We start from the raw sequence: 26,540 nt of genomic DNA on the forward strand, positions 1-26,540 counted from the left end.
GTCTCATGCCCGTGTGAGACCATTACGGTCGATATGGTCTCACAACAGGTCGGAGAACCGGTGGACGGCGACATGCAGGACCTCGACCCGCGGACACCGGTGATCGTGGGTGTCGGGCAGGCGAGTGAACGCCTCGGCGAGGACGACTACCGGGCACGGTCCGAGGCCGACCTCGCCGCGGATGCGGTGGTGCGGGCGCTCGACGATGCGGGTGTGGACCGCACCGCCCTCGCGGCGGCCGTCGACACCGTCGGATCCATCCGCTCTTTCGAGATCTCGAGTCCGCTGTCATCCTCGCCGTTCGGTCGGCCGGACGTGATGCCCGCTGCCGTGGCGTCGCGGGTGGGGATCTCCGCCCGCCGGCTCATCGCCGAGGCCGTGGGCGGGCAGAGCCCACAGCATCTGCTGACCGAACTGGCCGGGGAGATCGCCGCAGGCCGCTCTGAGGGCGCGGTGGTCGCGGGCGCCGAGGTCATCTCGACCAAACGGCACATCGCCGAGAGTGAAGCCGCCGCCCCGGACTGGTCCGAGCATCACGATGTCGCGGTCGAGGACCGCGGTTTCGGCATCGCCGGCATCGTCACGGCCCAAGAGGCACGCCACGGTCTGCGTGAACCGGTGCTGCAGTACTCCGTCCTCGAGACCGCACGCCGGGCGACGCTCGGGGCTGCCCGCGACGACTACGCGCGATCGATGGCGGAGCTGTTCGCGCCGTTCTCCCGGGTGGCCGCGAAGAACCCCCACTCCGCGTCGCCTGTCGAGCGCAGCGTCGACGAGATCGCCACCGCCGACGACGCCAACCGCCGACTCACCGACGCCTACACGCGTCTGATGGTCGCGCGCGATCAGGTCAACCAGGCCGCCGCGGTCGTCGTCATGTCGGTGGGTCGCGCCCGCGAACTCGCTGTGCCGCAGGACCGGTGGGTGTTCCTGCACGGCCACTGCGATCTCGTCGAGAAGCCGCTCATGCACCGCCCGGACCTGTCGGCGTCCCCGGCTGCCGCTGCATCCATCACCCACGCGCTCGACGCCGCCGGCATCGGTCTCGAGGATGTCGCCCACATCGATCTCTACAGCTGCTTCCCGATCGCCGTGTCCGTGGTCTGCGACGCACTCGGGCTCACCGCGGACGATCCTCGTGGACTGACCCTGACCGGTGGACTGCCGTACTTCGGCGGTGCCGGTAACAACTACTCGATGCACGCGATCGCCGAGGTCGCCGACCGCGTCCGCGCGGACCGGGGGTCATACGGGCTCGTCGGCGCCAACGGTGGTGTGCTGAGCAAGTACTCGACCGGGATCTACTCGACGCTGCCCGCGCCGTGGCACACCTCGGTGAGCGCGGCGCATCAGGCGGACCTCGACGCGGTCGCATCGGTGGAGACCGTCGAGCGCGTCGACGGCCCGGCTGTCATCGACTCGTTCGTCGTGCCGTTCGGCAAGAAGGGTCCGCGGTCGGCGATCGTCGTCGGACGTGTGCTCGACGCCGCGGGCGAACCCGGGCCGCGGTTCATCGCGACCGTCGACCGCGACGACACGGCGACGATGACCCATCTGCTGGACGCCGACCGGCCGGTCGGCAGCAGGGTCGTCGCCCGCTCGTTCGCCGACGGGAACCGCGTGTGTGTCGACGCCGCGACGATGGACCGGTTGCACCCGGCGCCCGCTGTCGGCTTCCGCGACGAGTACACGGGTGTGCTGGTCCGTCGCGACGGCCACGTGCTGGAGGTGACCATCAACCGGCCGGACGCCCGGAACGCTCTGGACGCCGCCACGAACCTCGAGCTGGAGTCGGTGTTCGACGCGTACGTGGCCGATCCGGACCTCTGGGTCGCGATCATCACCGGCGCCGGCGAGAAGGCGTTCTCCGCCGGCAACGACCTCGCCGCCACCGCGAGTGGAGGACTGGGCGCGGTGCCGCTCACCGGCTTCGGCGGGCTGACCAGCCGCGCCGACCTGATCAAGCCCGTGATCGCCGCGGTGAACGGCCACGCGTTGGGCGGTGGATTCGAGATCGCCCTCGCCGCGCACATGATCGTGGCCGATGAACGCGCGACGTTCTCGCTGCCCGAGGTGAAGGTCGGCCTCGCCGCAGTGATGGGTGGTCTCGTGCGTCTCCCCCGGCAGCTCCCGCGGTCGATCGCGATGGAGATGATCCTGACCGGCCGTCGGATGCCCGCGGCCGAGGCCCTCGACCGCGGGATCGCCTGCCGGGTGGCATCGGCGGGCACGGTCATGGACGCAGCGCGGGAACTCGCCGCCGAGGTCATCGCCTGCTCACCGACCTCGATCCGCGCCTCGCTCATCGCGATCGCCGAATCCGCCCACATCGCCGACCCCGTCGCCGCGGCCGCCCACCCGACCACCGCTCTCGACGAACTGATCGTCAGCCAGGACACCCTCGAGGGCATCACGGCATTCGTCGAGAAGCGGCAGCCGGTGTGGAAGGGCCGCTAGGTCAGGGGACGAGGATGTACCAGTTCGTCCCGTACGCCTGCGGGAGTCGGACAGGGGTGTTGGTGGAATAGGCGTTCGCGCCGAACAACACGAGACCAGAACCGGTCACGACGTCCCGCACCACTTTTTCTCCGGGTGCGCGGCCGAAGGACGCCGGGACGAGAATCTCTTTGGCATAAGCGCTCGCGCTCGTGAAGTTGAGGCCGATCAGAACGCGGCACCGCGGGTTCTTCGCCCAGCCTGGTCCGTCACCGGTGAAACCGTTCGAGGTGATCGTGGCACGAGTGACGGATCGCTTCGGTGAAGTGAGGCGGACGTTGACGCTGCCACGGCAGAAGTCGTGGTCGCCGAACATCCCGTAGTTGTCGCCTAGCACGGTGAACCGGGGCAGATCGCGCGGCGGCGGTGCAGCCCCCGCCGGCCCGCTGGCGACGACCCCTCCGGTGACGGCTGCGGCGACCACGGCGGTGGCGGCGATGAACGAGCGGAACGGCATGCGCATGTGGATCTCCCCGAAGATCGTGTGGATGTCGAACGAGACCGTACTGTACGGCCGTACACAGGCGCCAACCGGTCATCCACAGGTCGACCCGCGCGTGTCCTTGTCGGGCATCACCGAGTCACATCTGTAACATCCGTCACACGGAATCAACCGACCTCAGGGAGTGATCCGTGTGAGAGTGCCTCACGTACCGTCTGTCCTCCGCCCCTCCACGATCACGCCCCCCACAGCGCCCGCAACGCGGCCGCCGGGACGCCTGCACCGCCACCGCCTCGCCCGCATGTGGCCCGAGGAAGCCGAGCGGCTCGTCACGGCAACGGATCTGGCGATCCTCCAGACCTGAGCCACACGCCGTCCGCGCGGCGGACAAGCCGCCGCAGTGCGTCGGCGACGCGCGCCGGGTGCGTGATGACCACCAGGTGTCCGGCGGGACTGATCTCCTCGTAGGTCGCTCCGAGCATCTGCGCGTACCGCCGCTGCCGCGACCGCCAGGCGGATCGCCACCCGCCGCCGTCGCCGAGCGCGGCGAGCACGGTCGCGGGGACTGCCGGCTTCCCCCGCGCCCCACGGACCGTACGGAGGTCGTCGTCGATCGCGGGGAACGCGGCGTTCTCCACGAGGGTCGCCCGCAACATGTCGCTGCGGCGGAACACATCTCGGATCCACCGGCGCTGGTCCTCGTCGTACCCGCCGGGAGGCGTCGGCAGTATCGACGCGTGCGCCGCGGGTCCGAACCGGGCCGGCAGCCCCACCCGGTCGGCGATGTCGGCAGCACGGTGACAGTTCGCCACGCGGATCGCGGTGGGAACGGCCCGCACCGAGAACAGAGTGAAGGTGCCGTCGATCATCATCACCGCCCGCGTGCGGTCGGGGTGGAGCACCGCGAACGCCTCGGCATACAGCGACGACATCGAATGTGCTGCCAGCGCAACCGGTTCCCGCACGTCGAGGTGATCGAGGACCGCCGCGATGCGCCGTACCTCCCCGTCGAGTGTCGGCCAGGTGTCCCGGGGCAGCGAGGCGCTCAGGCCGTACCCGGGACGGTCGTAGCGGATGACGGTGAAATCGGACGCGAGGTCGGCGGCGAGCGCGTCGAGATCGAACCAGTTGCTCCCGAGAGCAGCGAGCAGCAGGACCGGTGGGCCGGCGCCCTCGACGACGACATGGGTGGGCTGACCGTCGATCTCGACGACCGCTCCCGGCCTGCGCGTGTCGGTCATCGCGGCCGGACCAGGGGGAACGGGAGGGTGTCCCGGATGGGTCGACCGGTGATGAGCATGATGATGCGGTCGACGCCGAGCCCCAGCCCGCCGGTCGGGGGCATCGCGTACTCGAGTGCGGTGAGGAAGTCCTCGTCGAGCTCCATGGCCTCGACGTCCCCGCCGGCGGCACGCTCGGACTGCGCCGTGAGTCGCGCCCGCTGCTCGACCGGGTCGGTCAACTCGCTGTAGGCGGTGCCGAGCTCCATCCCCCAGGCGACCAGATCCCACCGCTGCGCGACACCGGGGCGATCGGGATGTTCGCGGGTCAACGGCGAGACCGAGGTCGGGAAGTCGACGTAGAACGTCGGCGACGTCGTCCGCGACTCGACGAGGTGCTCGTAGAGCTCGAGGACGACCTGGCCGACGTCCCAGTCGGGGTGGTGGGCGATCTGCACCCGGTCGGCGAGGTGACGCAGTGTCGCGAGATCCGTCGTCGGATCGACGACGACGTGGTCGCCGAGCTCGAGCGACACCGCCTCACCCACCGCCTCGTGGACGTCGCGTACCGCCCAGTCGCCGCTGATGTCGATGCGGTCCAGGCCACCGTCTGCGGTGGGCCGCAGGGCGATCGGCGTCCCGTGGGCCGCCGTCGCCGCCGCCTGGACGAGCTCCCGGGCGAGCTCCATCATCGTCCTGTAGTCGCCGTGGGCCTGATACGCCTCGAGGCTGGTGAACTCGGGGTTGTGGGTGGCGTCGGCGCCCTCGTTGCGGAAGTTTCGCCCGATCTCGAACACCCTCTCAACACCGCCGACGCAGAGGCGCTTGAGGTACAGCTCCGGGGCGATGCGTAGATAGAGGTCGAGATCGTAGGCCTCGATGTGGGTCTCGAACGGGGTGGCGTTCGCACCGCCGTGCACCTGTTGCAGCACCGGGGTCTCCACCTCGAGGTAGCCGTGCGCGCCGAGGGTGGTCCGTAGCGCCGACACCGCGGCCCCGCGGGCGACGAGCATCGCCCGCGCATCGGATCCGACAGCGAGGTCGACGTGCCGGAGTCGGACCCGGGCCTCCGGGTCGGAGAGACCGTTCCACTTGTCCGGCAACGGGTGCAGGCACTTCCCGAGCATCGACCACCCGTCGCCGAGGACCGAGAGTTCGCCGGACCGGCTGTGCCCGAGGGTCCCCGAGACCCGGACGAGGTCACCGAGGTCGACGGTGGAGGTGAAGCGGCGGACGTCGTCCCCGGCGACGGACGTGTCGAGGACTGTCTGCACCGTCCCGGTCCAGTCGCGGACGTCGGCGAACACGACGCTGCCGAAGTCGCGGATGCGCAGTACCCGCCCGGCGACGGAGACCGGTGTCCCGAGGCCGGCGTCCCGCGCATCGGAGATCCGATGGCTCGGCGGATCGGCCGGGGGATAGGCGTTCTCGCCGGTGGCGGTCAGCGCGGCCAGCTTGTCCATCCGGACGCGGACCTGTTCCGGGCGGCGCGGCGGCGCCACCGCGGCGGCGGCCTCCGCGGCGATCGCCGCCACGAGCTCGTCGATGTCGAGGTCGGCCGGCACCGCCGACTCGGTGCCGACGTGTCGCGCGGCATCCGCCCGTCGCCGCCACGGGACGGCGACGAAGCCCTCGGCGAGGACCGCTGCGAGCCCGGCGCGGATGATCAGTCGGGCGTCGGCCGCGCAGAGGAACCGCGGTTCCCACGTCGGCAGGTACTTCGCGTTGGAGCGGTACAGCGACTCCATCTGCACGAACCGTGATGCGAAGACGAGAAGGCCGTGCGCACCGCGCATCACCGGTCCGGCGCCGATGGCGTCGCCCTGTTCGAACACCGCGCGGAACGCGGCGAAGTTCAACGAGATCCGGGTGACACCGAGATCGGTGGCCTGCGTGGCGATCTCGGACACCATCGCCTCGACGACGCCGTTGATCGCATCGCGATCGCGCCGCATCAGGTCCAGGGACAGGCCAGTGCGCCCCCAGGGGACGAAGGACAGCATGCCGACGACGCGCTCCGCCGGTGTGTCGGCATATTGGACCGCCTCGACGAGGAGGCACTGGCCGTCGGCGGGGTCACCGAGCCGGCTCAACGCCATCGCGAAGCCGCGCTCCTCGGCGGTGTCCCGCCAGGCGTCGGCGCGGATGGCGACCTGGGCCAGTTCGGATTCCGACAGCTCGCTGTGCCGCCGGATGCGCACCGTCACCCCGGCGCGGACGCTGCGGGTGACGGCCTGTCGGACGCCCCGCATCCGCGGGCCGGTGATGCGGTACTGCCGTGCCTCGACGATCGCCTCGTCGCCCATCGTCAACGCGGTCATCCCGGAGTCGATGTAGGCCTGCGCGCCGCGCTCACTGGCGCCCATCGCGCCCGGTGACCAGCCGTAGCGCTCGCACAGGGCGTGGAACTGCGCGATCGCGTCGGGCCAGTGGCGGGGGTCCCCGATCGGGTCGCCGGACGCCAGACACACACCGAGCTCGACGCGGTAGGTGATGACCGCGCGGCCGGAGCGAGCGAAGACCGCGGCGATGTCCCGGCGGGTGGAGAAGTAGGCGAGGGAGTTGTTGTCGCCGTGGGCGGCGATCAGCGCGCGGATGACCCGCTCGTCGGTGGGCGTGACCAGCCCCGACAGGCGCTGGGAGCGGAACAGCACGACCGCGGCGACCATCAGTGCGAGCGCGCCGAGGAGGCCGAGGAGACCGTTGACCGGTGTGTAGGAGCGGTGACCGTCGAAGGTGCGGGTGTCGACCGCGGCGAACGCGACCACCCGGTTGAAGGCGTAGGCGAGCCGCTGATCGGGGGTCAGATCACGCGGGAACGCCTCGACGAGCCCCCAGCCGATGCCGGTGGCTGCGATCAGTCCGCCGCCGAGGACGGCGAGCGCCAGGAGCACCGACCCCCGTCGCACGCGGGTGAAGAACTGCCGGTAGGTGACGAGCAGGAACACGAGCACCACGGCGTCGATCACGAGACCGATGACGAGGTTGACGCGGTTGAGAAGGGTGAAGTCGTAGCCCTCGGCGACGGCGGGCACGAAGTAGAGGGCGTTGGTGACGGCGAAGACCACCAGGTAGCCCGCGGTCACCCACCAGGCGACCCTCTTGCGCGCCGACAGGGCGATCGCGACCAGGGCCAGGACGAAAGCCCACGCGAAGCTGGTGTCGGGCATGGAGATGACGTAGGAGTCGACCCAGTCCCGGGGGACGGCGATGAGGTGGCGGAACGTCGTCGAGACACTGCCGGTCAGCGACATCGCCGAGAGGACCCCCACGACGACGCCGGCGAGGTGCGGCGCACGACGCATCTCCATCAGCGCCTCCTCTCCTGCGACTGTCGGCCGCGTGCAATCGTGTCAGGTGGACACGGCCACCTCCCGTCGAACACCAAGGAGAACCCGATGAGCGCTGTTCCGGAGGTGCCCATCCGCGACGACGGCATCCGACTGGGCCAGTTCCTGAAACTGGCCAACCTGATCGAGTCCGGCGCCGAGGCGAAAGAGGTGATCGCCGACGGTGCCGTCTCGGTCAACGGCGAGGTGGAGACCCGTCGGGGACGACAGCTCGTCGTCGGCGACGAGGTGACCGTCGGCGGTGTCGCGGTACGGGTCGGCAGCGCTCACTAGACTTCTCAGCCGTGACCGAGCAGACCTTCACCCCCACCGCTGACCTCGTCGACGAGATCGGCCCCGACGTGCGCAGCTGCGATCTGCAGTTCCGCCAGTTCGGCGGGCGCCGCGAGTTCTTCGGCCCCGTCCGCACCGTGCGCTGCTTCGAGGACAACGCGCTCCTCAAGTCCGTCCTGGGAACGCCCGGGGACGGGTCGGTCCTGGTGATCGACGGTGGCGGATCGCTGCACACCGCGCTGGTCGGCGACCTCATCGCCGAGCTCGGCCGGTCGAACGGGTGGGCCGGGGTCATCGTGCACGGCGCGATCCGCGACTCCGCGGTCATCGGCGGCATGGAGTTCGGCTGCAAGGCCCTGGGCACGAACCCGCGGAAGTCGACCAAGTCCGGCGCCGGGGAGACCGACGTCGACGTCGCGTTCGGCGGCGTCACCTTCGCGCCCGGCGATGTCGTGTTCAGCGACGACGACGGGATCGTGGTCACCTCCGCCTCGTGAGGTGACAACCTCCCCGAGCCTTTCGACCTCGGTGCGAGTGCGCTTACACTCTTACTGACAACACGCGTTGTCAGATCTGTTCGCCACCTCGACGAGGAGTTTCCGATGGGCCGTCCCGATCGCGCGACGTTCGACCGTCTGCGTCAGCTGATCGCCATCGATCGCCACGACACCCGCCCCACGCGGTCGGTGCTCGAGGCGTTCACCGGCGAGGAGATGGCCACCATCCCCATCGGGACCGCCGAGGACCTCCAGCTCGCGGTGAGCCGGGCACGCGCCGCACAGGCGCGGTGGGCCGAGCGGAGCCCGGCGGAGCGCGCCGCGGTCATCACCCGCTTCGCCGACCTCGTCTTCGCCCGGCGCAACGAACTCATCGACATGGCGCAGGCCGAGACCGGCAAGGCACGCGCCTATGCGCAGGAGGAGGTCGTCGACGTCGCGCTCACCGCGCGCCACTACGCCGCGACCGGCCCCAAGACCCTGCGTGCGCACCGGGTGAAGGGCATGATCCCGGGCGCGACCGACGTGCGGGTGCGCTACCAGCCCAAGGGCGTCATCGGCATCATCTCGCCGTGGAACTACCCGCTCACCCTCGCCGCGTCCGACGCCGTCGCCGCGCTGATCGCCGGCAACGCGGTCGTCATCAAGCCGGACAGCCAGACGCCGTACTGCGCGCTCGCCGTCGCCGAGCTGCTGTACGAGGCGGGCCTCGAGCCGGAGCTGTTCGCCGTCGTCCCCGGACCGGGCACCGTCGTCGGCCTCGCGCTGGTGGAATCCGCCGACTACCTGATGTTCACGGGGTCGTCGCAGACCGGCGCCGTCCTCGCCGCACAGGCCGGTCGTCGCCTGATCGGGTTCTCCGCCGAGCTCGGCGGCAAGAATCCCATGATCGTCACCGCCAACGCCGACATCGATCGGGCGGTGGAGGGCGCCGCCCGCGCGTGCTACTCCAACTCAGGCCAGCTGTGCATCTCGATCGAGCGCCTCTACGTCGAGAAGTCCGTGGCCGCGGAGTTCTCGCGGAAGTTCGCCGACCACGTCGCGAAGATGAAGGTCGCCCCCGTCTACGACTTCAGCGCCGACATGGGCTCGCTCGCCTCGCAGGCGCAGGTCGACACCGTCGACGCCCACGTGCGTGATGCGGTCGAGAAGGGCGCGACCGTCCTGGCCGGCGGCCGCAAGCTCGACGAGGTGGGCCCGTTCTTCTACGCGCCGACCGTTCTCGCCGACGTCAACGAGCAGATGGAGTGCTTCGGGACCGAGACGTTCGGACCCGTCGTGTCGATCTACGAGGTCGACTCGGTCGACGAGGCAGTAAAGCTCGCCAACGACACCGAATACGGCCTCAACGCGAGCATCTTCGCCGGCTCGACCCGTGAGGCACGGTCCATCGGCGCCCAGCTGCACGTCGGCACCGTCAACATCAACGAGGGCTACGCCGCAGCCTGGGGCTCGACCGCCGCGCCGATGGGCGGCATGGGCATCTCGGGTGTCGGGCGCCGCCACGGCACCGAGGGCCTGCTGAAGTACACCGAGCCGCAGACGATCGCCGCTCAGCGCGTCATCGGCATCGACGGCATCCGCGGCGTGCCGCGCTCGCTGTTCCTCAAGCTGGTGCCCGTCACCATGAAGATGCTGCGGTTCCTGCCCGGTCGCTGACCGGGGTCCAGAACCCTCACCGCCGAGGACCGGCGCGTGCCCATCGCACGCGTCGACCCTCGGCGGTGTCGTCTGTGGACGTGAGCGCGGCGGAACCGGCACCGACTGGGACTACACGGTCGGCTGCCCCAGCTGATGGCCGGACGATGACGGGCGGGCCGGGGAAGGTCCGCCCGTCATCGCGGCCTCAGACCTCGGCGGTGCGGCGTCGGAGGAGCAGGACGCCCCCACCGACGGCCACGACGACCACCACGGCGACCGCGTAGGGCCACCAGGTGACGCCGCCGTCTCCGGACGACGACGAGGTCGCCTCGGCGCCGGGGGTACCGGTGCCGGCAGTGGTCAGCGTGAACCGCACCTGGCCGCTCACCGGATGGCCGTCGGCCGAGGTGACGCGGTAGTTGATGCGGTACTCACCGGCCGGACCCAGCGGCCGCAGACCCACGCTGATGCGTGGGCCCTGCACCGTGGCCTTCTCCTCGGACTGCCAGTACCGGTTGTCGGGACCGACGACCGTCAACGCGTCGTACGCCTCCTGCAGCGCCTCGTTGAAGGTCAACGTCACGCTGCTCGGACCCGACGACACACTCGAGCCCGACGCCGGATCCGACGACACCAACGTGGAATGGGCCGACGCCGGTGCCGCGAGCAGGGTGGTCAGGACCACGAGCACCGCCGCGACGACGGCGGCGAACGGCGTACGTCGCGTCGTCGTCATGCCGACTTCCTCCGCAGGGCCAGAACCGCTGCGACGACGCCGACGACACCGACCGCGAGCCCTGCTCCGCCGAGCCACCGCGCCGTGGTGTCCGAGGCGTCCGCGCTCGTCGCCGTCGACGACTCGTCGGCGGCCAGCGTCAGTTCGGGCGCGGGATGCTCGGGCTCGGAGCCGTCGGCGTTGGGCGGCTGGTTCCAGTCGACGACCTCGCCGTCGGAGTAGGTCTGCACCGCGGGGAGGCTGACCTTCTCCTTCTCGGGCAGCGGACCGGCGCTGAGCGCGAACCGCTGGAACCCTCCGGGTGCGATGCCCGCGGTGCCCGGAGCGGTCTGCCAGGTGATCGACGTGATCTGGTCGTTCCCGTCCTTCGTGACCGTCGACTGCCACCCGGGAACGGCTTCCGGGCGTGCCGACTTCAGGTTCGGCAGCGTGACCGTGAGCTTGGTGGTGGTCGCGTTGTCGGCGGTCTCGTTGGGCACGTTCAGGGTGATGACGCCGTACCCGCCCTGCACCAGGTCAGGGCCCTTGGCGATGACGTGTGCCGAGGCGACGCCCGGGCCGACGAGACCGGCGAGTCCGAGCGCGGCCGCGCTCGCGGCGACCGCACCGATGGTGCGCAGAGATGTGTTCATGATGTGTCCTCGTGATCGAGTGTGCGCCTCGCAGGCGCACGACGGCGACCCCGAGGTGACCTCGGGGCCTAGTGGGTCGGGGCGAGGACGCCGGGTGGGCCGCGTTTCCCGGGCCCGGCCGCGCGGTCGATGCGCACGCAGACGACGACGGCGGCCACCGCCGGCGCGAGGCGGGGCAGCGGATCGGCCTGCGGGCCCCGGTCGGTCAGTGCGGCGACGGTCGACGTCGCCACGGACGTGACGGCCGCGGCGAGCGCGATGAGGATCGCCGCCAGAGGCACGGCGACCAGGTGCGTGAGGACCATGACGAGGCCGTCCGCGGACCACGGGGTCATCAGCTCGTGCAGGTGGTGGGCGAGCATGCCGTCGCCGACCGCCGGCATGGACGACCCGTGGCCCATGCCCGGGTGGCCCATCGCGGCGTGGTCCATCGCGTCGCCGGACATGGCGTGGGAGCTCGTCGGCGCCGCCCCGGCGCCGTGATCCCCGACGGACAGGGCGAGGTGGGTGATGCCCTGGGCGACGGTGAGCACCCCGCAGAGTGCGAACCACCCCAGGCGGCGTACCCGCGACAGGCCGTCGACGGCGACCGCGGCGATCAGCCCGAGGAAGACACAGAGCAACACCGCAGAGGCGGTCGGGGGCCGGGCGGACGCGGCAGCGTGCGCGGCGACACCCAACGCGGGGACCACGACGGCGACAGCTCCGGCACGGACCCGCCTGTCGAGATCGACCGCACCCCGTGCCGCGTCGTTCAGGGGCGGACCCCGAGACGGGCGAGAAGGTCGGACTCGATGCCGCCGAGCTCGCGGGCGATGGCCTGGTGCGCGGACCGGCGACGTGACCCCGGCATGTGCTCGGCAGCCGAGACCGCCGCGGTGAGGTCGCGCAGACGACCCTTCATGGCGGACACGAACTTCGTGGTCTCGGCGTCGGCGTCGCGGGTCCCGGCCAGCGTGGTCACGGACTTCTCCGCACCCGCGATCCGCGCCGACAGGGCGGCACCGTGACCGCTGTACCTGGCCAGCTCCTCGACGGGCACGCCGGCCCGGTTGGCCTCCCACACCGTCAGCTGCTCGCGCGCGAGGGTCGCGCCGCGGTAGGCGAGTGGCACGACGATCGGCGACGCGACCTTCGCGATGGACAGGTAGCGTCGCAGTTTGCGCGGGGTGATCGCGGTGCCGTTCTGGGCCAGCTCGATCCGGGACTGCGCGAGCTTCTCGGTCGCCTTGTTGGTGTCGGCGGCGATCTTGGCGGCGGTCTCGTCGGACTTGCGCTGCGCCTTGATCTGCTTGTCCACGATCTTCTTCTCGTGGCGACGCCGCGCCTTGCGCTCCTTGCGCTGGCCCCGGGACTCCAGGCGGGCCTCCAGCTCGGCCTTCGCCTTGAGTGCCTTGGCCTGCGCCCGACGCTGTGCACGGGTGGTACGGCTCGGGGTGAACAGGCCCATGTCGGGTGACCTTCCGGGTCGAGGGTGCATGTCCTGCCCGCCACCGCCGGATCGACGGAGGCGTGAGCGGGACATGTGTCGGTCCTAGGGTAGAAGATCAGCCCCGACCGGCGACGAGGCCCGGGGTCGAGCAGGAGGACAGAACCGTGGACGGGATCGCGACGGCACCCGGTGCCCCGACCTCCGCACGCGTCCCGATGCTCACCGCGCGCGACCTCGCCGGGTGCGAGCACCGTCTCGCCCTCGATGCGGGGGTCGTCCCCGACAGCCCTCTGCCCGGCGTGGGCGAGCCGTCCGACGACGCCGTCGTCCCGGTGGAGGACCCGTCGGCGACACGTCGCAAGGAGGCCGCCGCACTGCACCGTCGGCGCGTCGCGGAGATGCTCCGCGAGTCCCACCCGGGCAACCCGGACGCCGTCGTGACGGTCGTCGGGGACACGGCGGCCGCGCGGGTCGCCGCCACCCTCGCCGCCTGCGCCGCCGGGGCGTCCTGGGTCCTCGACGCCGTCCTGCCCGACGACCGCGCCGCAGGTCGCCGCGGGTCGTCGGAGGCACTGGTGCGTGTCGACGACGGGTACGTCCCGGTCATCGTGGTCAACCACCGGATCACCGTGGCCGACACCGACGGCACGGCGATGACGAGCCCGCTCGGCGAGTGGTCGCCCGCCCGCGACGTCACCCGGTCGGTCCGGCGCCACCGTCGCGACGTCCTGCGCGTCGCGCATCTCACCCGACTGCTCGAACACGCCGGCCTCGCGAGTTCCGAGCGTCGTGCCGGTGTGATCGGGCTCGACGCCGACTGCATCCTCGTCCACGACCTCGCGGCCACCGCGGCGTCCGGCGGCGTCGGACCGCGCGACCCGCTGGCCGACTACGACGCGACGCTCGCGGTCCGACGCGCCGTCGCCGCAGGCACGGTCGTCACGACGCCCAGCCGGATCGGCGAGTGCCGGTCGTGCCGATGGTGGGGTCGGTGCGGCCCGGAACTCGTCGCCGCCCACGACATCAGCCTGGTGGCCACCGGCAACCAGACCGCCGTGCTCCGCGTGGCCGGGATCACCACTGTCGACGACCTCGCCCGCGGTGACGTACCCGAGCCTGTCGTCGCCGAGTTCCCGGGTGGCGACGTGGGGGACGCGGTCGTGGTCGCCCGGGCGTGGCTGGCGGGTGTCCCGCTCGTGCGCCGGGTCGAGAGGCCGGCGGTGGTCCGCGCCGACGTCGAGGTCGACGTCGACATGGAGAGCCACGGCGAGGACGGCGCCTACCTCTGGGGGACGCTGCTGACCGACCGCACGGACCCGTCGGTCCCCGTCGTCTACCGGCCGTTCGCGACGTGGGACCCGTTGCCCACCACCGACGAGGGGCGATCGTTCGCCGAGTTCTGGTCGTGGCTGACGGCGCGACGCGAGGAGACCGTGGCGGCCGGGAAGACCTTCGCCGCCTACTGCTACTCGCAGTCGGCGGAGAACCGGTGGCTGATCGGCTCGGCGCGGCGGTTCGCGGGGATGCCCGGCGTACCCGCACTCGACGACGTGACCGCGTTCATCGGCTCGCAGCACTGGGTGGACGTGTACGAGGCGGTCGGTGCGGGGTTCATCTGCCCACAGGGCAAGGGGCTCAAGAAGATCGCGCCCGTGGCCGGGTTCTCCTGGCGTGACCCCGACGCCGGCGGCGAGGCGTCGATGGAGTGGTATCGGCTGGCGGTCGGGTACGAGGGCACCGTTCCCGACACCGCATCCCGCGAGCGGATCCTGCGCTACAACGAGGACGACGTGTGGGCCACGAAGGTGCTGCGTGAGTGGATCGACGAGCGGGCCGCCTCGGCGGTGCCCCATCGTGACGATCTCCACGCCTGACCGCCTGGGATTGGGACACGTCCTACGTCGGCGTGTGTCGGCCGTCATGTGGTAAGGCATCGCGGCCCTCAGTCGTCTATTCTTCGAGGCGGGTCTGTCCGACACGGGGAGGTGTCGCAGACCTGGTGTGACGGGCGATCAGTCGAGCGCCGGGTCCGTCGGACACCACAGGCGCACGTGTAGGGGGAGAAGTCCATGTCAGGCGACACACGTCCGGCGCAGCGGGTCACCGACTCCGAGGCCTCGGAGATCGGTCTGTTCGCGCGCCGCCTCGAGGAGTTGTTCCGCACCGTGCCCGGGCCGAACGGCCGGGCCTACAGCGCCAAGGCCATCGCGGCCCGGTCCACCGAGCGCGGGTTCCGACTGGGCGAGTCCTACCTCAGCCAACTGCGGTCGGGGAAGGCCAAGTCGCCGTCGTTCCGGACCGTGGAGGGCATCGCCGCGGCGTTCGGCGTCGACGTGCACTACTTCCTCGAGGACCGCGAGGCGGAGCGCACCCGCGATCAGATCGATCTCATGCGGTTGCAGGCCGACGCAGACGTGCAGCGCACGGCACTGCTGCTGGCCGGCATGCCGAGTGACTCGGTGACCATCGTGCGGGAACTGATCAAGGTGCTGCGGTCACAGCAGGGGCTCTCGGCGGAACCCGAGGGTCTCACCGACCTGGCGACGGCCTACGCGGGCGATACGCGGTCGTCGCTGCGAGTGCTGCCCGCACCTGTCTCCTGATCGCCGGCCGCTGAGGCGCTGACGCTCCTGCGTCGGCGGTGGGTGGTGACCACTGCTCGCGTACCGATCGCGACGATCGCCACCGCGGCCGCGATGGCGGCGACGGTCACCGGGGTGCTGTGCGCCGCGGTGATCCCCTCGACCAACAGCCATCCGGCGAACACGGAGAACAGCGCCGCCGCAGCCAGTGCGATGGTGCGCTCGGGCAGTTTCCGTCCGAGCGCCATCCCGACGGCGATCGCCAGCGCGTCGGCGACGACCATCCCCACGGTCGACCCGATCCAGACGCCCAGCCAGTCGTGGTCGGTGGCGAGGGTGATCGTCGCGAGCATCGTCTTGTCGCCGAGCTCGGCGAGGAAGAACGACGACATCACGGCCAGCAGCACGGAAGCGCCCGTCCGGGCGGCCCTGCTCTGCTCGTCGGCGTCGAGTTCGTCGCCCCGCAGCGTCCACAGGGCGAACACGAGCATCGCGAGACCGCCGACGATGGAGATCAGGTCGACCGGGATCGACAGGCCCAGGAAGTGGCCCACCACGACGGAGACGGCGTGGACGGCCGTGGTCGCGACGGTGATGCCGATCAGCACGATCCACCAGCGATAGCGCAGGGCGTACGTCATCGCCATCAACTGCGACTTGTCGCCGAGCTCGGCGACGAAGACGACGCCGAAGCTGACGAGCAGAGCGGTGAACATGCCTCGACCGTAGGGAACCCTTACTTCATGTGCAACAGTTCACAAGCACGTGAAACCGCAGTTCGGAGGCCCTTTTCGCCGAGTTCGGGAAGCCGAAGAGACGGTCTCAGGCGGCGAGCACCATGGCCAGCACGGCCGTGTCCGGGTCGGCTGCGGGGTCGACGCCGGTGGCGTTGCGCAGTCCCACGACGGTCCCGTCGGCTTCTGCCTCCGCCCATCCCGCCCGGTGATCGAGACCCAGCTCGGGCACACCGGGGAGCAGGACACACCCCGATGCGACGTCGGAGCACTCCGGCAGCGAGGGGCGCGTCGCCGACGGCGGGTGCAGCATCACCAGGGCCGGCAGCGTCCCCAGCGCCTGCCCGCGTTCGACGAACTCGGCGCCCGCGACGGTCCCGATGGACAGCATGATCCCGACGACGTCCGGGCCGCAGGACTCCGGGCGGTCCTCGATGACGCCGAAGACGGTGGTCGTGCTCAGGAGGCCGGGTCGACAGGCGATGCGCACCGACGCGACGAGCGTCTGCGACCACTCGAGGGTGGTGTCCGGCCACCGACCGGAGATGACCATGCCCCGCAGTTCACCGTCGGCATGGAAGGGCATGAGACCGATGGGGACGCAGTGACGGGCGGTGTTGTCCATGGCTCAGCCTGCCGTGGACCGGTGCTGGCAGACAAGAGGACGCGAGTGCTAAACGACGGTGTTGACGGCGTGTGACAGATCGATGACACACGAGACCCCCGACCGCGTCGGCCGGGGGTCCCGTGGGGTCGTGCAGGCGGCGGCTCAGGCCGGGACGATGAGGCCCTTGCCCTGGCTCGAGGCCTTCGCGAAACGCTCGGCGGCGTCGGCCCAGTTGACGACGTTCCACCAGGCCTTCACGTAGTCCGGCTTCACGTTCTGGTAGTCGAGGTAGAAGGCGTGCTCCCACATGTCGAGCATGACGATGGGGACCAGCCCGACCGAGGTGTTGCCGTGCTGGTCGGTCAGCTGCTGGATGACCAGCTTGCCCTCGATGGTGTCGTAGCCGAGGATCGCCCAGCCGCTGCCCTGCAGGGTGGTGGCGGCCGCGGTGAAGTGCGCCTGGAACTTGTCGAAGCCGCCGAACTGGTCGTCGATGGCTGCGGCCAGCTCGCCCTCGGGCTTGTCGCCACCGTTGGGCGACAGGTTCTTCCAGAAGATCGAGTGGTTGGTGTGGCCACCGAGGTGGAACGCCAGGTTCGCCGAGAGCTGGAACACCTTGTCCGCGATGGTGCCGTCCTCGCGGGCGGCGGCGGCCTTCTCCAGGGCGGTGTTCGCACCCTTCACGTAGGTCGCATGGTGCTTGCTGTGGTGCAGCTCCATGATCCGGCCGGAGATGTGCGGCTCGAGTGCCGCGTAGTCGTAATCGAGATCCGGCAAGGTGTATTCACCCACGGTGGTACCTCTCCTGTTGAGTCGAGTCTTCTTATCGGCTGTACGTCACCAGACTTCCCCAGGGTGACAGCGATTGCAACGATCGGTCCTGACGGGAACAGACCTCGACCACGGTGGAGGTTTTCGCGGCGCGTTGTGCGACCGCGACGCCCGGCTCGGACTCCGGGTGGGGGACAGGCGATCAGAGCGCCAGCAGGCTCACCAACACGACGACGAGGACGGCGATGCTGATGCCGATGGAGACACAGCGCCCGCGAATGTCGAGGTTCTCGTCCAGATGGAGGCCGCGGCCCTGACGTCCCACGCCGGACGCGTGATCGTTGTGGGTGGTCGTCGCCACTGGACTTCCCCTGTCGTCGTCGACTGGTGGGACACCACGTCGCCGACGTGGTCGCGGACTCCCGGCGGGACATCGTGTTCCCACCGGGTGAGTGAGAACTGTCACAATCGCGGCAGTGTCGCCATCATGGCACGGCCCGCTAGCCATCTCAAACCGAGGACGTCGTGGGGTGACGGAGCGCTCGACACGCCACTGCCGCACCGCCCGTCACAGGTTGTCCCCAGGGCCCGGCCCGTGCGGTCGACCAGGGCCGTCCACGCACTAGTCTCGCCCGGGTGGAGTGGCAGGGGGCGCGGTCGGCGGAGCTGTACGCCGCCTTCGCCGAGAACGCCGACGCCGACATCACGCTCAAGCTGCTGCGGTCCCGCTCGGCGATGGTGACCCTCGCGCTGATGGCCGCACGCCTCGGCGACGGCCAGGTCGACGGCGACCACCTCGTGGACGGTCTGCGCGCCGACCTCGACGACCTCGCGTCGCACTGGACCGACCGTGATCTGTCCGTGCCGGCCCCGGAGGAACTGCTCGACCGCTGGGTCCGCGAGGGCTACGTGGCCCGCACCCTCGACCCGGATCGGGACGTGGAGCGCTACCACCTCACCCGCGGCGCGACGACCGCACTCACCCAGGTGCAGGCCGTCCGACACGACCGGTCCGTCGCGACCGAGACGACCATGCAGATGGTCGTCGGGCGACTCGGCGACATCGCGGTGGCGATCAACCCCGACCCCTCGGAGCACCTGCGTGACCTCGACGCGAAGATCGCCGAGCTGACGGCGCGCCGGGCGGAGCTCGTCGCCGGCGCCGTGCCCGTCGTCGACGACCGCGGCATCCGGGACGACATCAGGATGGTGACCTCGCTCGCCGAGCGCATGCCCGCCGACATCATCGGCTACGGCGAGAAGTTGCGGGAGAACTCCCGGACGCTGCTGACGAGTGGCCTCGACGACCGTGCGGGGGCCTACGCCGATGCGCTCAACCGCATGTTCGACGGTCACGACGAGTTGGCCCGCTCACCGGAGGGCAGCGCCTTCGACGCGTTCTACACGCTCGTCTCCGACCATCGACTCCGCGACGCGCTCGAGGGCCACATCGATGCGATCCTCGCCGGACTGCCGGACCTGCCGCGGGATCAGGCGCAGACCTTGGCGCGGTTCATCGACCGCATGTGGGACGAGGTGCAGCGCGTCGACGAGATCCGCGGCCAGGTGTACCGACGCATCAACACGTTCGTCAAAGGTGGCGACTTCCTCGACCACCGGGCGCTGCGCGAGCAGCTCGTCGAGGCGCAGAAGGCGGCGGCCGCTGCGTTCGAGACCGTCTCGGCCGGCAAGGATATCGGGGTCACACTGCCCATCGCCGTGGTCGACGCGAACTCGGTCGGGGCGCTCTCGCTGCACGACGGCGTCGTGGACCTGCCCGACGACGTCGCCGCCACCGTCGGCGAGATCGACATCGACCCCGCGGCCCTCGTCGGCAGCGAGACCATCGACTGGCACCACCTCACCGACGCGGTGAACCGTGCGGTCGGCTCCGGAGAGGCCGACCTCGCCGCGGTCCTCGCCCAGCTCGACACGCCCCGCGTCGGTGACGTCGTCGGGGTGTGGTCGCTCGCGCAGCGGCACGGCAGCGTGGGGCCGGAGGGGGATCGCATCGTCGTCGATGCGCACACCGCACGGGGCCTGCGGTCGATCGCCGTGCCCGTCATGCGATTCCGTGAGGTCATCGACGCCCCGGCGTCGGCCACACCGACCGCCACCCATCTTCTCGACGACCTCGGATCGCAGGGAGTGTCATGACCACGGACGAGACAGACGGTGTGACCGAGGGCGGCGTGACCGACGGGGCCGTGATGGAGGGGGACGATCTCTTCGTCGATGCGCCGGAGGCCGACGCGACGCCGTCGGTGGACCTGTCGCACTTCTCGTTCGACGGGTCGGACCCGGTGGGCGAGGACACCTCGGGTCCCGTGCAGCCCCGGTTCGACGGTGACACCTCCGAACTGCCCGCGGCGGTGTGTTACGCACTCCAGGAACTGATCTCGGCGGCACACGTCAGCGGGCGGTCGCGGAACTGGCGGGCCATCGAGGCCAACGAGACCGTCATCCGGTCGCGGTTGTCGGAGCTGAACCTCGTCCTCGAACTCGACGTGGAGCGGCGTTACGCCTTCACCCGCCAGGTCGCCGACGCCGACCCCCGCCAGCGGACCATCCTGCGGTCCTCCACCCTCACCCTGGCGGCGTCGGTCCTCACGTTGTTCCTGCGTCAGAAGTACCTGACGAGCGTGGACGAGACGGCCACCGTCGACCGCGCCGAGATGGTGGACCACCTGATGACCTACAAGCCCGTCCGCGACACCGACGAGGCCGGGTTCGCGCGTCGGATCGACGCCGCCATCAACGTCCTGGAGAACCGCAAGATCATCCGCGCTATCCCCGGCACCGACCGCTACGTCGTGCACGGCGTCATCGCGGCGCTGCTGACACCCGAGACCATCGAGTCGTACACGCAGGCCTACCGGCGCCTGTCCGGCGACGGTCCCGACATCACCGACCTCGATCCCGAGACCGCCGGTGATGTCGAGACCGCAGGCGACACCACCGACGGAGGCGAGCGATGACCGACACACTCGACGCCCCGACACGGGCGGACCACCAGACGTCGACGCGACGGACCGTGGCCATCGGACAGTTCCGACTGACCCGGATCCAGCTGGTCAACTGGGGGACGTTCCACGGCTACAAGGACTTCCCGATCGACGAGCGGGGTGTGCTGCTGACCGGGCCGTCCGGGTCGGGCAAGTCGTCGCTCATGGACGGCCATTCGGTGGTGCTGCTGCCCACCTACGACCAGGGTTTCAACGCCTCGGCGGATCTCACCGCGAAGGGCGCCAAGCGCGCCGCCCGGTCCATGGCCGACTACGTCCGCGGCGCCTGGGCCGAGAACGACGACGAGTACAGCCAGTCGCAGGTGCAGTACCTCCGCGGGGCGGGGGCGACGTGGTCGGCCATCGCCGCCACCTACGACAACGGCGCCGGGTCCGTCACGACCGCGGTGGCGATCAAGTGGTTCCCGGGGTCGGGAAACGACGGCGCCAGCCTGCGATCGTGGTACCAGCTGCACACCGGTGAGATGGATCTGCTGGACCTGAACGACTGGGCCGCAGGTGGATTCGACATCCGCTCCTATCGCGCGTCGCATCCCGACGTGGCCTGCTTCGACGTACAGAGCGCGTATTCCGACGCCCTGCGCCGTCGGGTGGGCATCGGGGCGTCCTCGGCGGCGCTGTCGCTGATGGGCAAGGCCAAGGCGATGAAGAACGTCGGCGACCTCAACCTGTTCATCCGCACCTACATGCTCGACCGGCCCGACACGTACTCCAAGGCACAGCGTCTCATCGAGAACTTCACCCAGCTCGACGAGGCGTATCAGGCGGCTGCCCGCGCGCACGCGCAGGAGAAGGTGCTGCGCCCCATCCCCGACGCGTGGGAGGCCTACCGCGGCGCGGAACGGTCGACGACGCGTGCCGGCGAACTCCTCGGACCGCCGATGCGGGCGTTCATGCGCGAGCACCGCGCGGTCCTGCTGCGCGCCAAGCTCGACGGTATCGAGGACCAGCGCACCGCACTCGACAACGAGGTGGCCCACTGGGAGAACGTCGCCGACGACCGCGAGGCGCGACACACGTCCCTGCGGGACCAGCTGACCGTCGACAAGGGCGAGCTCACGACGCTCGAGTCCGAGCTGAAGGCGTTCGAGCAGCAGGTGACCGCGCGCAACCGGGCGTACGAGCGCTACGCCGCGATCGTCGGTCGGCTGGGGGAGCAGACGCCCACCACGGCAGACGAGTTCGCGGCCCTGCGCGATCGCGCCCCGTCGCTGGGCCGTGCCGCCACCGAGGCCGCGGAATCCCTCGCGTCCCGGGCGCATGCGGTGTTCACCGCCGAGTCCGACGCGCGGCGTGACCACGATGCCGTCGTCGACGAGCTCACCACCCTGACCGCACGGCGGTCGCTGCTGCCGGCGGGTGCGTTGGCGCAGCGGGACGCGATCGCGACGGGCACCGGCCTCGCCCCTGCCGACCTCCCCTACGCGGCGGAGCTGATGGAGGTCGCGCCGGAGCACCGGGATCGGTGGGCGGGGGCGGCGGAACGGGTCCTGCGAGGGCTCGGGTTGACGCTGCTGGTCCCCCACGAGCACCGCGCACGGGTGACCGCCTTCGTCGACCGGACCAACCTCGGCGGGGTGCTGGAGTACCGCACCTACACCGGCGACGCCGATCCGGTGGCGCCGAGCGCGGGGACACTAGCCGCGCTCCTCCGGGTTGATCACACCCACCCGGCAGCGGGATGGCTGACCGGCGTCCTGGCCCGGACCGCCGACCACGTGTGCGTGGACTCGCCGGTCGATCTCGACGACCACGACCTCGCCGTCACACCCGCGGGCCTGGTGAAGGCCGGTCGGGACCGGTTCCGCAAGGACGACCGGCGTCGGGTGGACGACAGGACCCACTGGATCCTCGGCACCAACACCGACGGCAAGCGCGGTGCGCTGCAGCAGGCGCTCGTCGGGCTCGCCGCGCGATTCGAGGAGGCACGGCAGGCGTCGGCCGACATGCGCGACCTCCTCGACGAGAACCGTGACCGCGCGAAGGCCGCGGAAGCGTTGTCCGCCTACGGGTCCTGGGCCGAGCTGAACTGGTGGTCGGCACAGCGCGACGCCGACGAGCTCAGCCGTCGCATCGACGCGGTCCGCGAGAACCGGGTGGACCTCGCGGACCTGGAGGAACAGGTCGACGTCGCCCGCGCCGACTGGCGGGAGGCCGTCGCCCGCGTCGGCGCCATCAACGATCAGTTGCGCCACATCGGATCCGACTGGGACCGGTGGCTCGCCGAGCTGGAGAACAGCGACGAGACCGACGCCCTCACCGACGACGACCGCGAGTACCTGACGGGCGTGCTGGAGCAGACCCTCACCGCCGGCGGGAAGACGCTGTCGTTGGAGACCTACGGCGAGGTGCGCTCCGACCTGCGCAACGCGCTCGAGTCGGTACAGGCCGAGGCCGACGCCGAACGGGACAACGCCGAACACCGCATCGTGCGGGCGGCGGAGGCGTTCCTGCGCGAATGGCCGTCGGCCGGGACCGACGTGACCGCCGACATCCGCAGCGCCGACGACCTCGTCGCCATGCACGCCGGCCTCGTCGAACATGGCCTCGCGTCGACCCGGGAGCGGTTCCGGCGGCTGATCACCACCGACATCTCGCACTCGGTGTCGAACCTGTACAAGGAGATCGGCGACACGGCGAAGCGGATCCGTCGCGGCATCGGCGAGGTGAACGCCGGTCTGCAGCGGGTCGACTTCAACACCGGTACCTACCTGCAGATCGCCGTCCACCACACACCGACCGACGAGGCCGCGGAGTTCGCGCGCATCGTGGACGCGATGATCGCCGACGCGCCGGCCGCGCGTGGTGGGGACTCGGCGGTGCTCGCGCGGCAGTTCTACCGGATCAAGAACCTGGTCACGCGGCTGACGGCGACCGACGCCGAGGGCCGGCGCTGGTGTGACAACGTGCTCGACGTCCGTGCGAGTTTCTTCTTCTACGGCAAGGAGATGGCCCGCGACGCCGCTCCGGACGCCCCGCCGGTGCACACCTACCGCAACACGGCCACCAACTCCGGTGGCGAGCAGGAGAAGCTCGTGGCGTTCTGTCTCGCTGCGGCGCTGAGCTTCTCGCTGGGCACACCGGACGACCACCGGCCCGGGTTCGCGCCGCTCATGCTCGACGAGGCGTTCTCGAAATCGGACGAGACGTTCAGCTCGCAGTCGCTGCGGGCGTTCGAGCAGTTCGGTTTCCAGCTCATCATCGCCGCGCCGATCCGGATGGCCGGCATCGTGGAGCCGTTCATCGGACAGGTGATCCTGGTGGACAAGCGAACCGGTGACGACGGCGCCGCCCGATCGGACGGGCGGTCGGCCACCTTCGGGGAGATCGCCGAGGCGCGGTCCGTCGGCGGCGGCTGACGGCCATGCCGCAGGAGATCACCGACCGCGTCTGGACCTCGACGCTGCTGGAGCGCCAGCACCTGCTCGGGCGGGTGGACGAGGACGTCATCGAGGTGCTGGACCGGTGCGTGGGCGTGCAGTCGCAGGACCCCCGAGCGCCGTTCCCGGCGTTGGCCGCCCGGATCGACGGGTTCGACCCGGCTGACCTCGACGCCTTGCTGACCGATCGGACCGTCGTGCGCATGGCGACGCTGCGGGGCACGGTCATGCTCACCGACGGCGAGGACGCGCGGTGGATCCGGGCACTGGCGCAACCGACGCTCGACGCGGCCGCGCGGCCGCACGTGAGGAAGCTGGTGTCGGCCGGGGCCGACGACGTCGTCGCCGCGGCGCGGGAACTGCTGTCGGGGGCGGTGATCGGCGGCGCGGAACTGGGATCGGCGCTGACCGAACGGTTCCCCGGCGAGAACGCCGGCACGCTGACGACGATCGCCCGCTGCGCGCTCCCGCTCGTCCAGGTGCCACCCCGTGGGCTGTTCACCGGTTCGGGTGCTCCCACCTACGCGCTCCTCGACGACTGGATCGGGCCGGGTGAACCCGCGGTGACCGGGGACGAGGCACGCAAGGACCTGATCCGCCTGTACCTGCGGGGTTTCGGGCCCGCGAGTCTCGCGGCGATCCAGACGTGGTCGGGACTGACGCGACTGCGGCCGCTTCTCGACGCGATGGACTCCGACTGGGAGATCGAGAAGCTGCCCGGTCCGGACGGGGTCGAGCTGTTCGATCTCGACGGGCTCGACCGGTCCGACGCCGGCGACTTCCCCGTCCGTCTGCTCGCCCCGTTCGACCATGTCGTGACCGCGAACGCCGACCGACGACGCGTCCTCGACGAGGACGTGTTCGCCGCCCTGCAGACCCCGAACGGACAGGTCCCGGGAATGGTCCTGGTGGACGGGCGGGTCGTCGGCACCTGGTCTGTGGGCCCAGACGGCCGGGTGACGGCGGACCTGCTCAGGTCGGTGCCGCGGTCACGGACGCGCGACCTGTCCGACGAGTGCGACGCCCTGACCGAGTTCCTGCGACAGGGACGTCAGGACGTCATAGCCGGCCGGTAGTCGGGTGATCCGACGCAGTTGTTCCCGTTCAGCGGGAAGAAGTGCGTCGGATCCGGTGGGAGTCAGTCCGTCCCGGGGAGGCGACCGGTCCGGGGGTTCCTCGCGGTGATGCAGTAGGGCCGGCCGGTCGGGTCGGCCATGACCGTCCAGTTGCCGTGGTGCGCGACGACCTCGGCGCCCCAGTCCTCGTGTCGCGACACCTCGTCGGCCGGGTGTGTGCTCGCGAGGTCGACGTGCGCGCTGACCGAGCCGGAGGTCAACCGCTGCAACAGGATCCGGATCGGCATCTCGTCCGGGCGCTCCAGCGCACGGAACTCGGGCCGGGACGCGGGTTCCAGCGCCCACCCGGTGATGCCGCTGAAGAAGGCGCACTCGTCGTCGAAGCGACGGGCCGGCACGTCGACGCAGATCTGATCGATGATGCTGATCGTGTCCCCGGGCCAGCGGATCGGCCGGGACCGCTCGTGCTCGCCGTTCCACGGGACGATGCCGATCGTGAACCCGGACGGGGAGGTCACGGTGATGCCGTCGGGGGTCGACTCACCGACGGTCGCGCCCCAGGCGGCGGCAGCGGCCGCGCCGGCCTCGACGTCGTCGACGTGGAGATCGAGATGGACTCCGCCCACACCGGTCTCGACGCGCTGGACCCGTAGGTGGGGGTCGCCGGTGAACGGTTCCAACGACGCGAACTGCCGCCGGTCCCCGCGCGGCGGCGACACGGTGCTCCCCGCGATCGCGCGCCAGAAGGTCACCTCGTCGCCGAACTCGTCGGCGGGGAAGTCGAAGACGGCGCTGAGCCAGCGGATCTGGACCGGCGCGCTCGTCACCAGCGGACCCGCTGCCGGGCTCGCCATCGGTGCAGGGTCTCGGGGTCGCCGTCGACGGTGACCTCCTCGCCGCGGTTCCACAGGCCGAGGTAGAGCTGGGCCGCGGTGCCCGTCCAGCGTGCGTCGGCGTCGTCGGCCGCACCGGGGGTCACCGTCAGCGCCTCCTCGGTGACCGCCAGGGTCCACGCGGCGTCCACGTCGTCGGCGGCCACGACGATGCTCAACGGCGACCCGTCCCACAGCTTCGATCGGCCGCGGGTCGAGAACCGCACGAGCAACTCGTCGAGACCGTCGACGGCGAACGCCGGCGTCAGCACACCGTCGAGCGCAGCGGTGACCTCGGCCGCCGTCGGCACCGATCCGCGGGCGACCGCCATCGCGTCGACCGCGTGGACGACGGTCTCGCTAGCCTGACGTCGGTGCCAGAACTCCACCGGCGTGCGATCGGTGTCCATGAACACCCACGCGTCGAGGTCGGCCGGGGCGTCACGCAGTACGGCGACGAGAGCGTCGGCGCCGTCGAGCAACCACGCCGGCAGGTCGGGCACACGCACCTGCGACAACACGGCGGCCTCGTCCGCGAACGGTGCCTCGCCGCCGACGAGCTGCGCGCGCGCCCAGCGGTGCACCATCCCCAGGTGCGCGGTGAGCTGGCGCACCGACCACTGCGGACAGGTCGGTACCGCCGCACCGGACTCCGCGACGAGTACCGCGGTGAACGTCGTGCGCGCGGCCACCTCGACGGCCGTCCGGAACTCGTCGGACGACACGGCGCGCACGTCGGGCAGGACGGTGTCGGCGGGTGTGGGGTCGGACAC

The 26,540-nt window shown here is 70.8% G+C and carries 23 protein-coding genes; 10 read left to right on the forward strand and 13 right to left on the reverse strand.

The features are described 5' to 3' along the window. Positions 1 to 33 precede the first annotated feature (33 nt). A complete protein-coding gene (locus LX14_RS08105) occupies positions 34 to 2,457 on the forward strand; it encodes an acetyl-CoA acetyltransferase (RefSeq protein ID WP_505011334.1) in 2,424 nt (807 codons plus the stop codon). Between the two features lies 1 nt (position 2,458). Here LX14_RS08105 and LX14_RS08110 read toward each other — a convergent pair whose 3' ends face one another. From LX14_RS08110 to lysX, 3 genes are all read right to left on the reverse strand, one after another. Then, positions 2,459 to 2,959: an enoyl-CoA hydratase gene (locus LX14_RS08110; RefSeq protein ID WP_253646716.1), complete on the reverse strand. Its 501-nt coding sequence runs from the start codon at positions 2,957 to 2,959 to the stop codon at positions 2,459 to 2,461. 308 nt (positions 2,960 to 3,267) lie between these two features. Next, positions 3,268 to 4,179 (reverse strand): alpha/beta fold hydrolase, encoded by a 912-nt coding sequence (locus LX14_RS08115; RefSeq protein WP_253646717.1) that lies wholly within the window; start codon positions 4,177 to 4,179, stop codon positions 3,268 to 3,270. Then, positions 4,176 to 7,469, reverse strand: a complete 3,294-nt coding sequence (gene lysX, locus LX14_RS08120; protein ID WP_253646718.1) for a bifunctional lysylphosphatidylglycerol synthetase/lysine--tRNA ligase LysX — start codon at positions 7,467 to 7,469, stop codon at positions 4,176 to 4,178. The genes LX14_RS08115 and lysX overlap by 4 nt, the downstream gene beginning before the upstream one ends. Before the next feature lie 87 nt (positions 7,470 to 7,556). Between lysX and LX14_RS08125 the strand changes: the two genes are divergently transcribed. The 3 genes from LX14_RS08125 to LX14_RS08135 all read left to right on the forward strand — a co-directional run bounded on the left by LX14_RS08125 (position 7,557) and on the right by LX14_RS08135 (position 9,937). Continuing rightward, on the forward strand, positions 7,557 to 7,781 hold the full coding sequence (locus LX14_RS08125; RefSeq protein ID WP_253646719.1) for an RNA-binding S4 domain-containing protein: 225 nt from the start codon (positions 7,557 to 7,559) through the stop codon (positions 7,779 to 7,781). Positions 7,782 to 7,792: 11 nt separating this feature from the next. After that, a complete protein-coding gene (gene rraA, locus LX14_RS08130) occupies positions 7,793 to 8,278 on the forward strand; it encodes a ribonuclease E activity regulator RraA (RefSeq protein ID WP_253646720.1) in 486 nt (161 codons plus the stop codon). 105 nt (positions 8,279 to 8,383) lie between these two features. After that, complete coding sequence (locus tag LX14_RS08135) at positions 8,384 to 9,937, forward strand: succinic semialdehyde dehydrogenase (RefSeq protein WP_253646721.1); 1,554 nt, start codon at positions 8,384 to 8,386, stop codon at positions 9,935 to 9,937. A 187-nt stretch (positions 9,938 to 10,124) separates the two neighbouring features. Here the strand turns inward: LX14_RS08135 and LX14_RS08140 are convergent, their stop codons facing one another. The 4 genes from LX14_RS08140 to LX14_RS08155 all read right to left on the reverse strand — a co-directional run bounded on the left by LX14_RS08140 (position 10,125) and on the right by LX14_RS08155 (position 12,737). Further along, entirely contained in the window at positions 10,125 to 10,655 is a 531-nt protein-coding gene (locus LX14_RS08140) for a copper resistance CopC family protein (protein ID WP_253646722.1), read from the reverse strand. Next, positions 10,652 to 11,287 (reverse strand): YcnI family copper-binding membrane protein, encoded by a 636-nt coding sequence (locus tag LX14_RS08145; RefSeq protein WP_253646723.1) that lies wholly within the window; start codon positions 11,285 to 11,287, stop codon positions 10,652 to 10,654. Before LX14_RS08145 ends, LX14_RS08140 begins: the two co-directional genes overlap by 4 nt. A 68-nt stretch (positions 11,288 to 11,355) precedes the next feature. Beyond that, the gene (locus LX14_RS08150) at positions 11,356 to 11,979 is read right to left on the reverse strand and encodes a hypothetical protein (protein WP_253646724.1); all 624 of its coding nucleotides are present in this window, start codon (positions 11,977 to 11,979) and stop codon (positions 11,356 to 11,358) included. A 62-nt stretch (positions 11,980 to 12,041) separates the two neighbouring features. Then, the gene (locus tag LX14_RS08155; RefSeq protein WP_253646725.1) at positions 12,042 to 12,737 is read right to left on the reverse strand and encodes a DUF6474 family protein; all 696 of its coding nucleotides are present in this window, start codon (positions 12,735 to 12,737) and stop codon (positions 12,042 to 12,044) included. 197 nt (positions 12,738 to 12,934) lie between these two features. On the opposite strand from LX14_RS08155, the gene LX14_RS08160 reads away from it, so the two are divergent. Next, a complete protein-coding gene (locus tag LX14_RS08160) occupies positions 12,935 to 14,593 on the forward strand; it encodes a TM0106 family RecB-like putative nuclease (RefSeq protein ID WP_253647938.1) in 1,659 nt (552 codons plus the stop codon). Between the two features lie 195 nt (positions 14,594 to 14,788). Further along, complete coding sequence (locus LX14_RS08165) at positions 14,789 to 15,322, forward strand: helix-turn-helix domain-containing protein (RefSeq protein ID WP_253646726.1); 534 nt, start codon at positions 14,789 to 14,791, stop codon at positions 15,320 to 15,322. Here the strand turns inward: LX14_RS08165 and LX14_RS08170 are convergent. From LX14_RS08170 to LX14_RS08185, 4 genes are all read right to left on the reverse strand, one after another. Next, the gene (locus LX14_RS08170) at positions 15,268 to 16,017 is read right to left on the reverse strand and encodes a TMEM165/GDT1 family protein (protein WP_253646727.1); all 750 of its coding nucleotides are present in this window, start codon (positions 16,015 to 16,017) and stop codon (positions 15,268 to 15,270) included. The two genes, LX14_RS08165 and LX14_RS08170, sit on opposite strands and share 55 nt — an antisense overlap. A gap of 106 nt (positions 16,018 to 16,123) precedes the next feature. Then, a complete protein-coding gene (locus LX14_RS08175) occupies positions 16,124 to 16,660 on the reverse strand; it encodes a peptidase (protein WP_253646728.1) in 537 nt (178 codons plus the stop codon). 144 nt (positions 16,661 to 16,804) lie between these two features. After that, positions 16,805 to 17,434 (reverse strand): superoxide dismutase, encoded by a 630-nt coding sequence (locus LX14_RS08180; RefSeq protein WP_253646729.1) that lies wholly within the window; start codon positions 17,432 to 17,434, stop codon positions 16,805 to 16,807. 181 nt (positions 17,435 to 17,615) lie between these two features. Further along, the gene (locus LX14_RS08185) at positions 17,616 to 17,774 is read right to left on the reverse strand and encodes a hypothetical protein (protein ID WP_253646730.1); all 159 of its coding nucleotides are present in this window, start codon (positions 17,772 to 17,774) and stop codon (positions 17,616 to 17,618) included. Between the two features lie 275 nt (positions 17,775 to 18,049). Between LX14_RS08185 and LX14_RS08190 the strand changes: the two genes are divergently transcribed. From LX14_RS08190 to LX14_RS08205, 4 genes are read left to right on the forward strand one after another with little or no spacing between them, the layout of a single operon-like run. Continuing rightward, positions 18,050 to 19,570, forward strand: coding sequence for a DUF3375 domain-containing protein (locus tag LX14_RS08190; RefSeq protein ID WP_253646731.1), 1,521 nt, complete (start codon positions 18,050 to 18,052; stop codon positions 19,568 to 19,570). Beyond that, a complete protein-coding gene (locus LX14_RS08195) occupies positions 19,567 to 20,391 on the forward strand; it encodes a DUF4194 domain-containing protein (RefSeq protein WP_253646732.1) in 825 nt (274 codons plus the stop codon). Before LX14_RS08190 ends, LX14_RS08195 begins: the two co-directional genes overlap by 4 nt. Continuing rightward, positions 20,388 to 23,798, forward strand: coding sequence for an ATP-binding protein (locus LX14_RS08200; RefSeq protein ID WP_253646733.1), 3,411 nt, complete (start codon positions 20,388 to 20,390; stop codon positions 23,796 to 23,798). Before LX14_RS08195 ends, LX14_RS08200 begins: the two co-directional genes overlap by 4 nt. A 5-nt stretch (positions 23,799 to 23,803) precedes the next feature. Continuing rightward, positions 23,804 to 24,895: a winged helix DNA-binding domain-containing protein gene (locus LX14_RS08205; protein WP_253646734.1), complete on the forward strand. Its 1,092-nt coding sequence runs from the start codon at positions 23,804 to 23,806 to the stop codon at positions 24,893 to 24,895. A gap of 62 nt (positions 24,896 to 24,957) precedes the next feature. Here the strand turns inward: LX14_RS08205 and LX14_RS08210 are convergent, their stop codons facing one another. Then, positions 24,958 to 25,749 (reverse strand): VOC family protein, encoded by a 792-nt coding sequence (locus LX14_RS08210; RefSeq protein WP_253646735.1) that lies wholly within the window; start codon positions 25,747 to 25,749, stop codon positions 24,958 to 24,960. Further along, entirely contained in the window at positions 25,719 to 26,540 is an 822-nt protein-coding gene (locus LX14_RS08215) for a maleylpyruvate isomerase family mycothiol-dependent enzyme (protein ID WP_253646736.1), read from the reverse strand. Before LX14_RS08215 ends, LX14_RS08210 begins: the two co-directional genes overlap by 31 nt.

The organism is Williamsia deligens, from assembly GCF_024171765.1.
Lineage (GTDB): Bacteria > Actinomycetota > Actinomycetes > Mycobacteriales > Mycobacteriaceae > Williamsia_A > Williamsia_A deligens.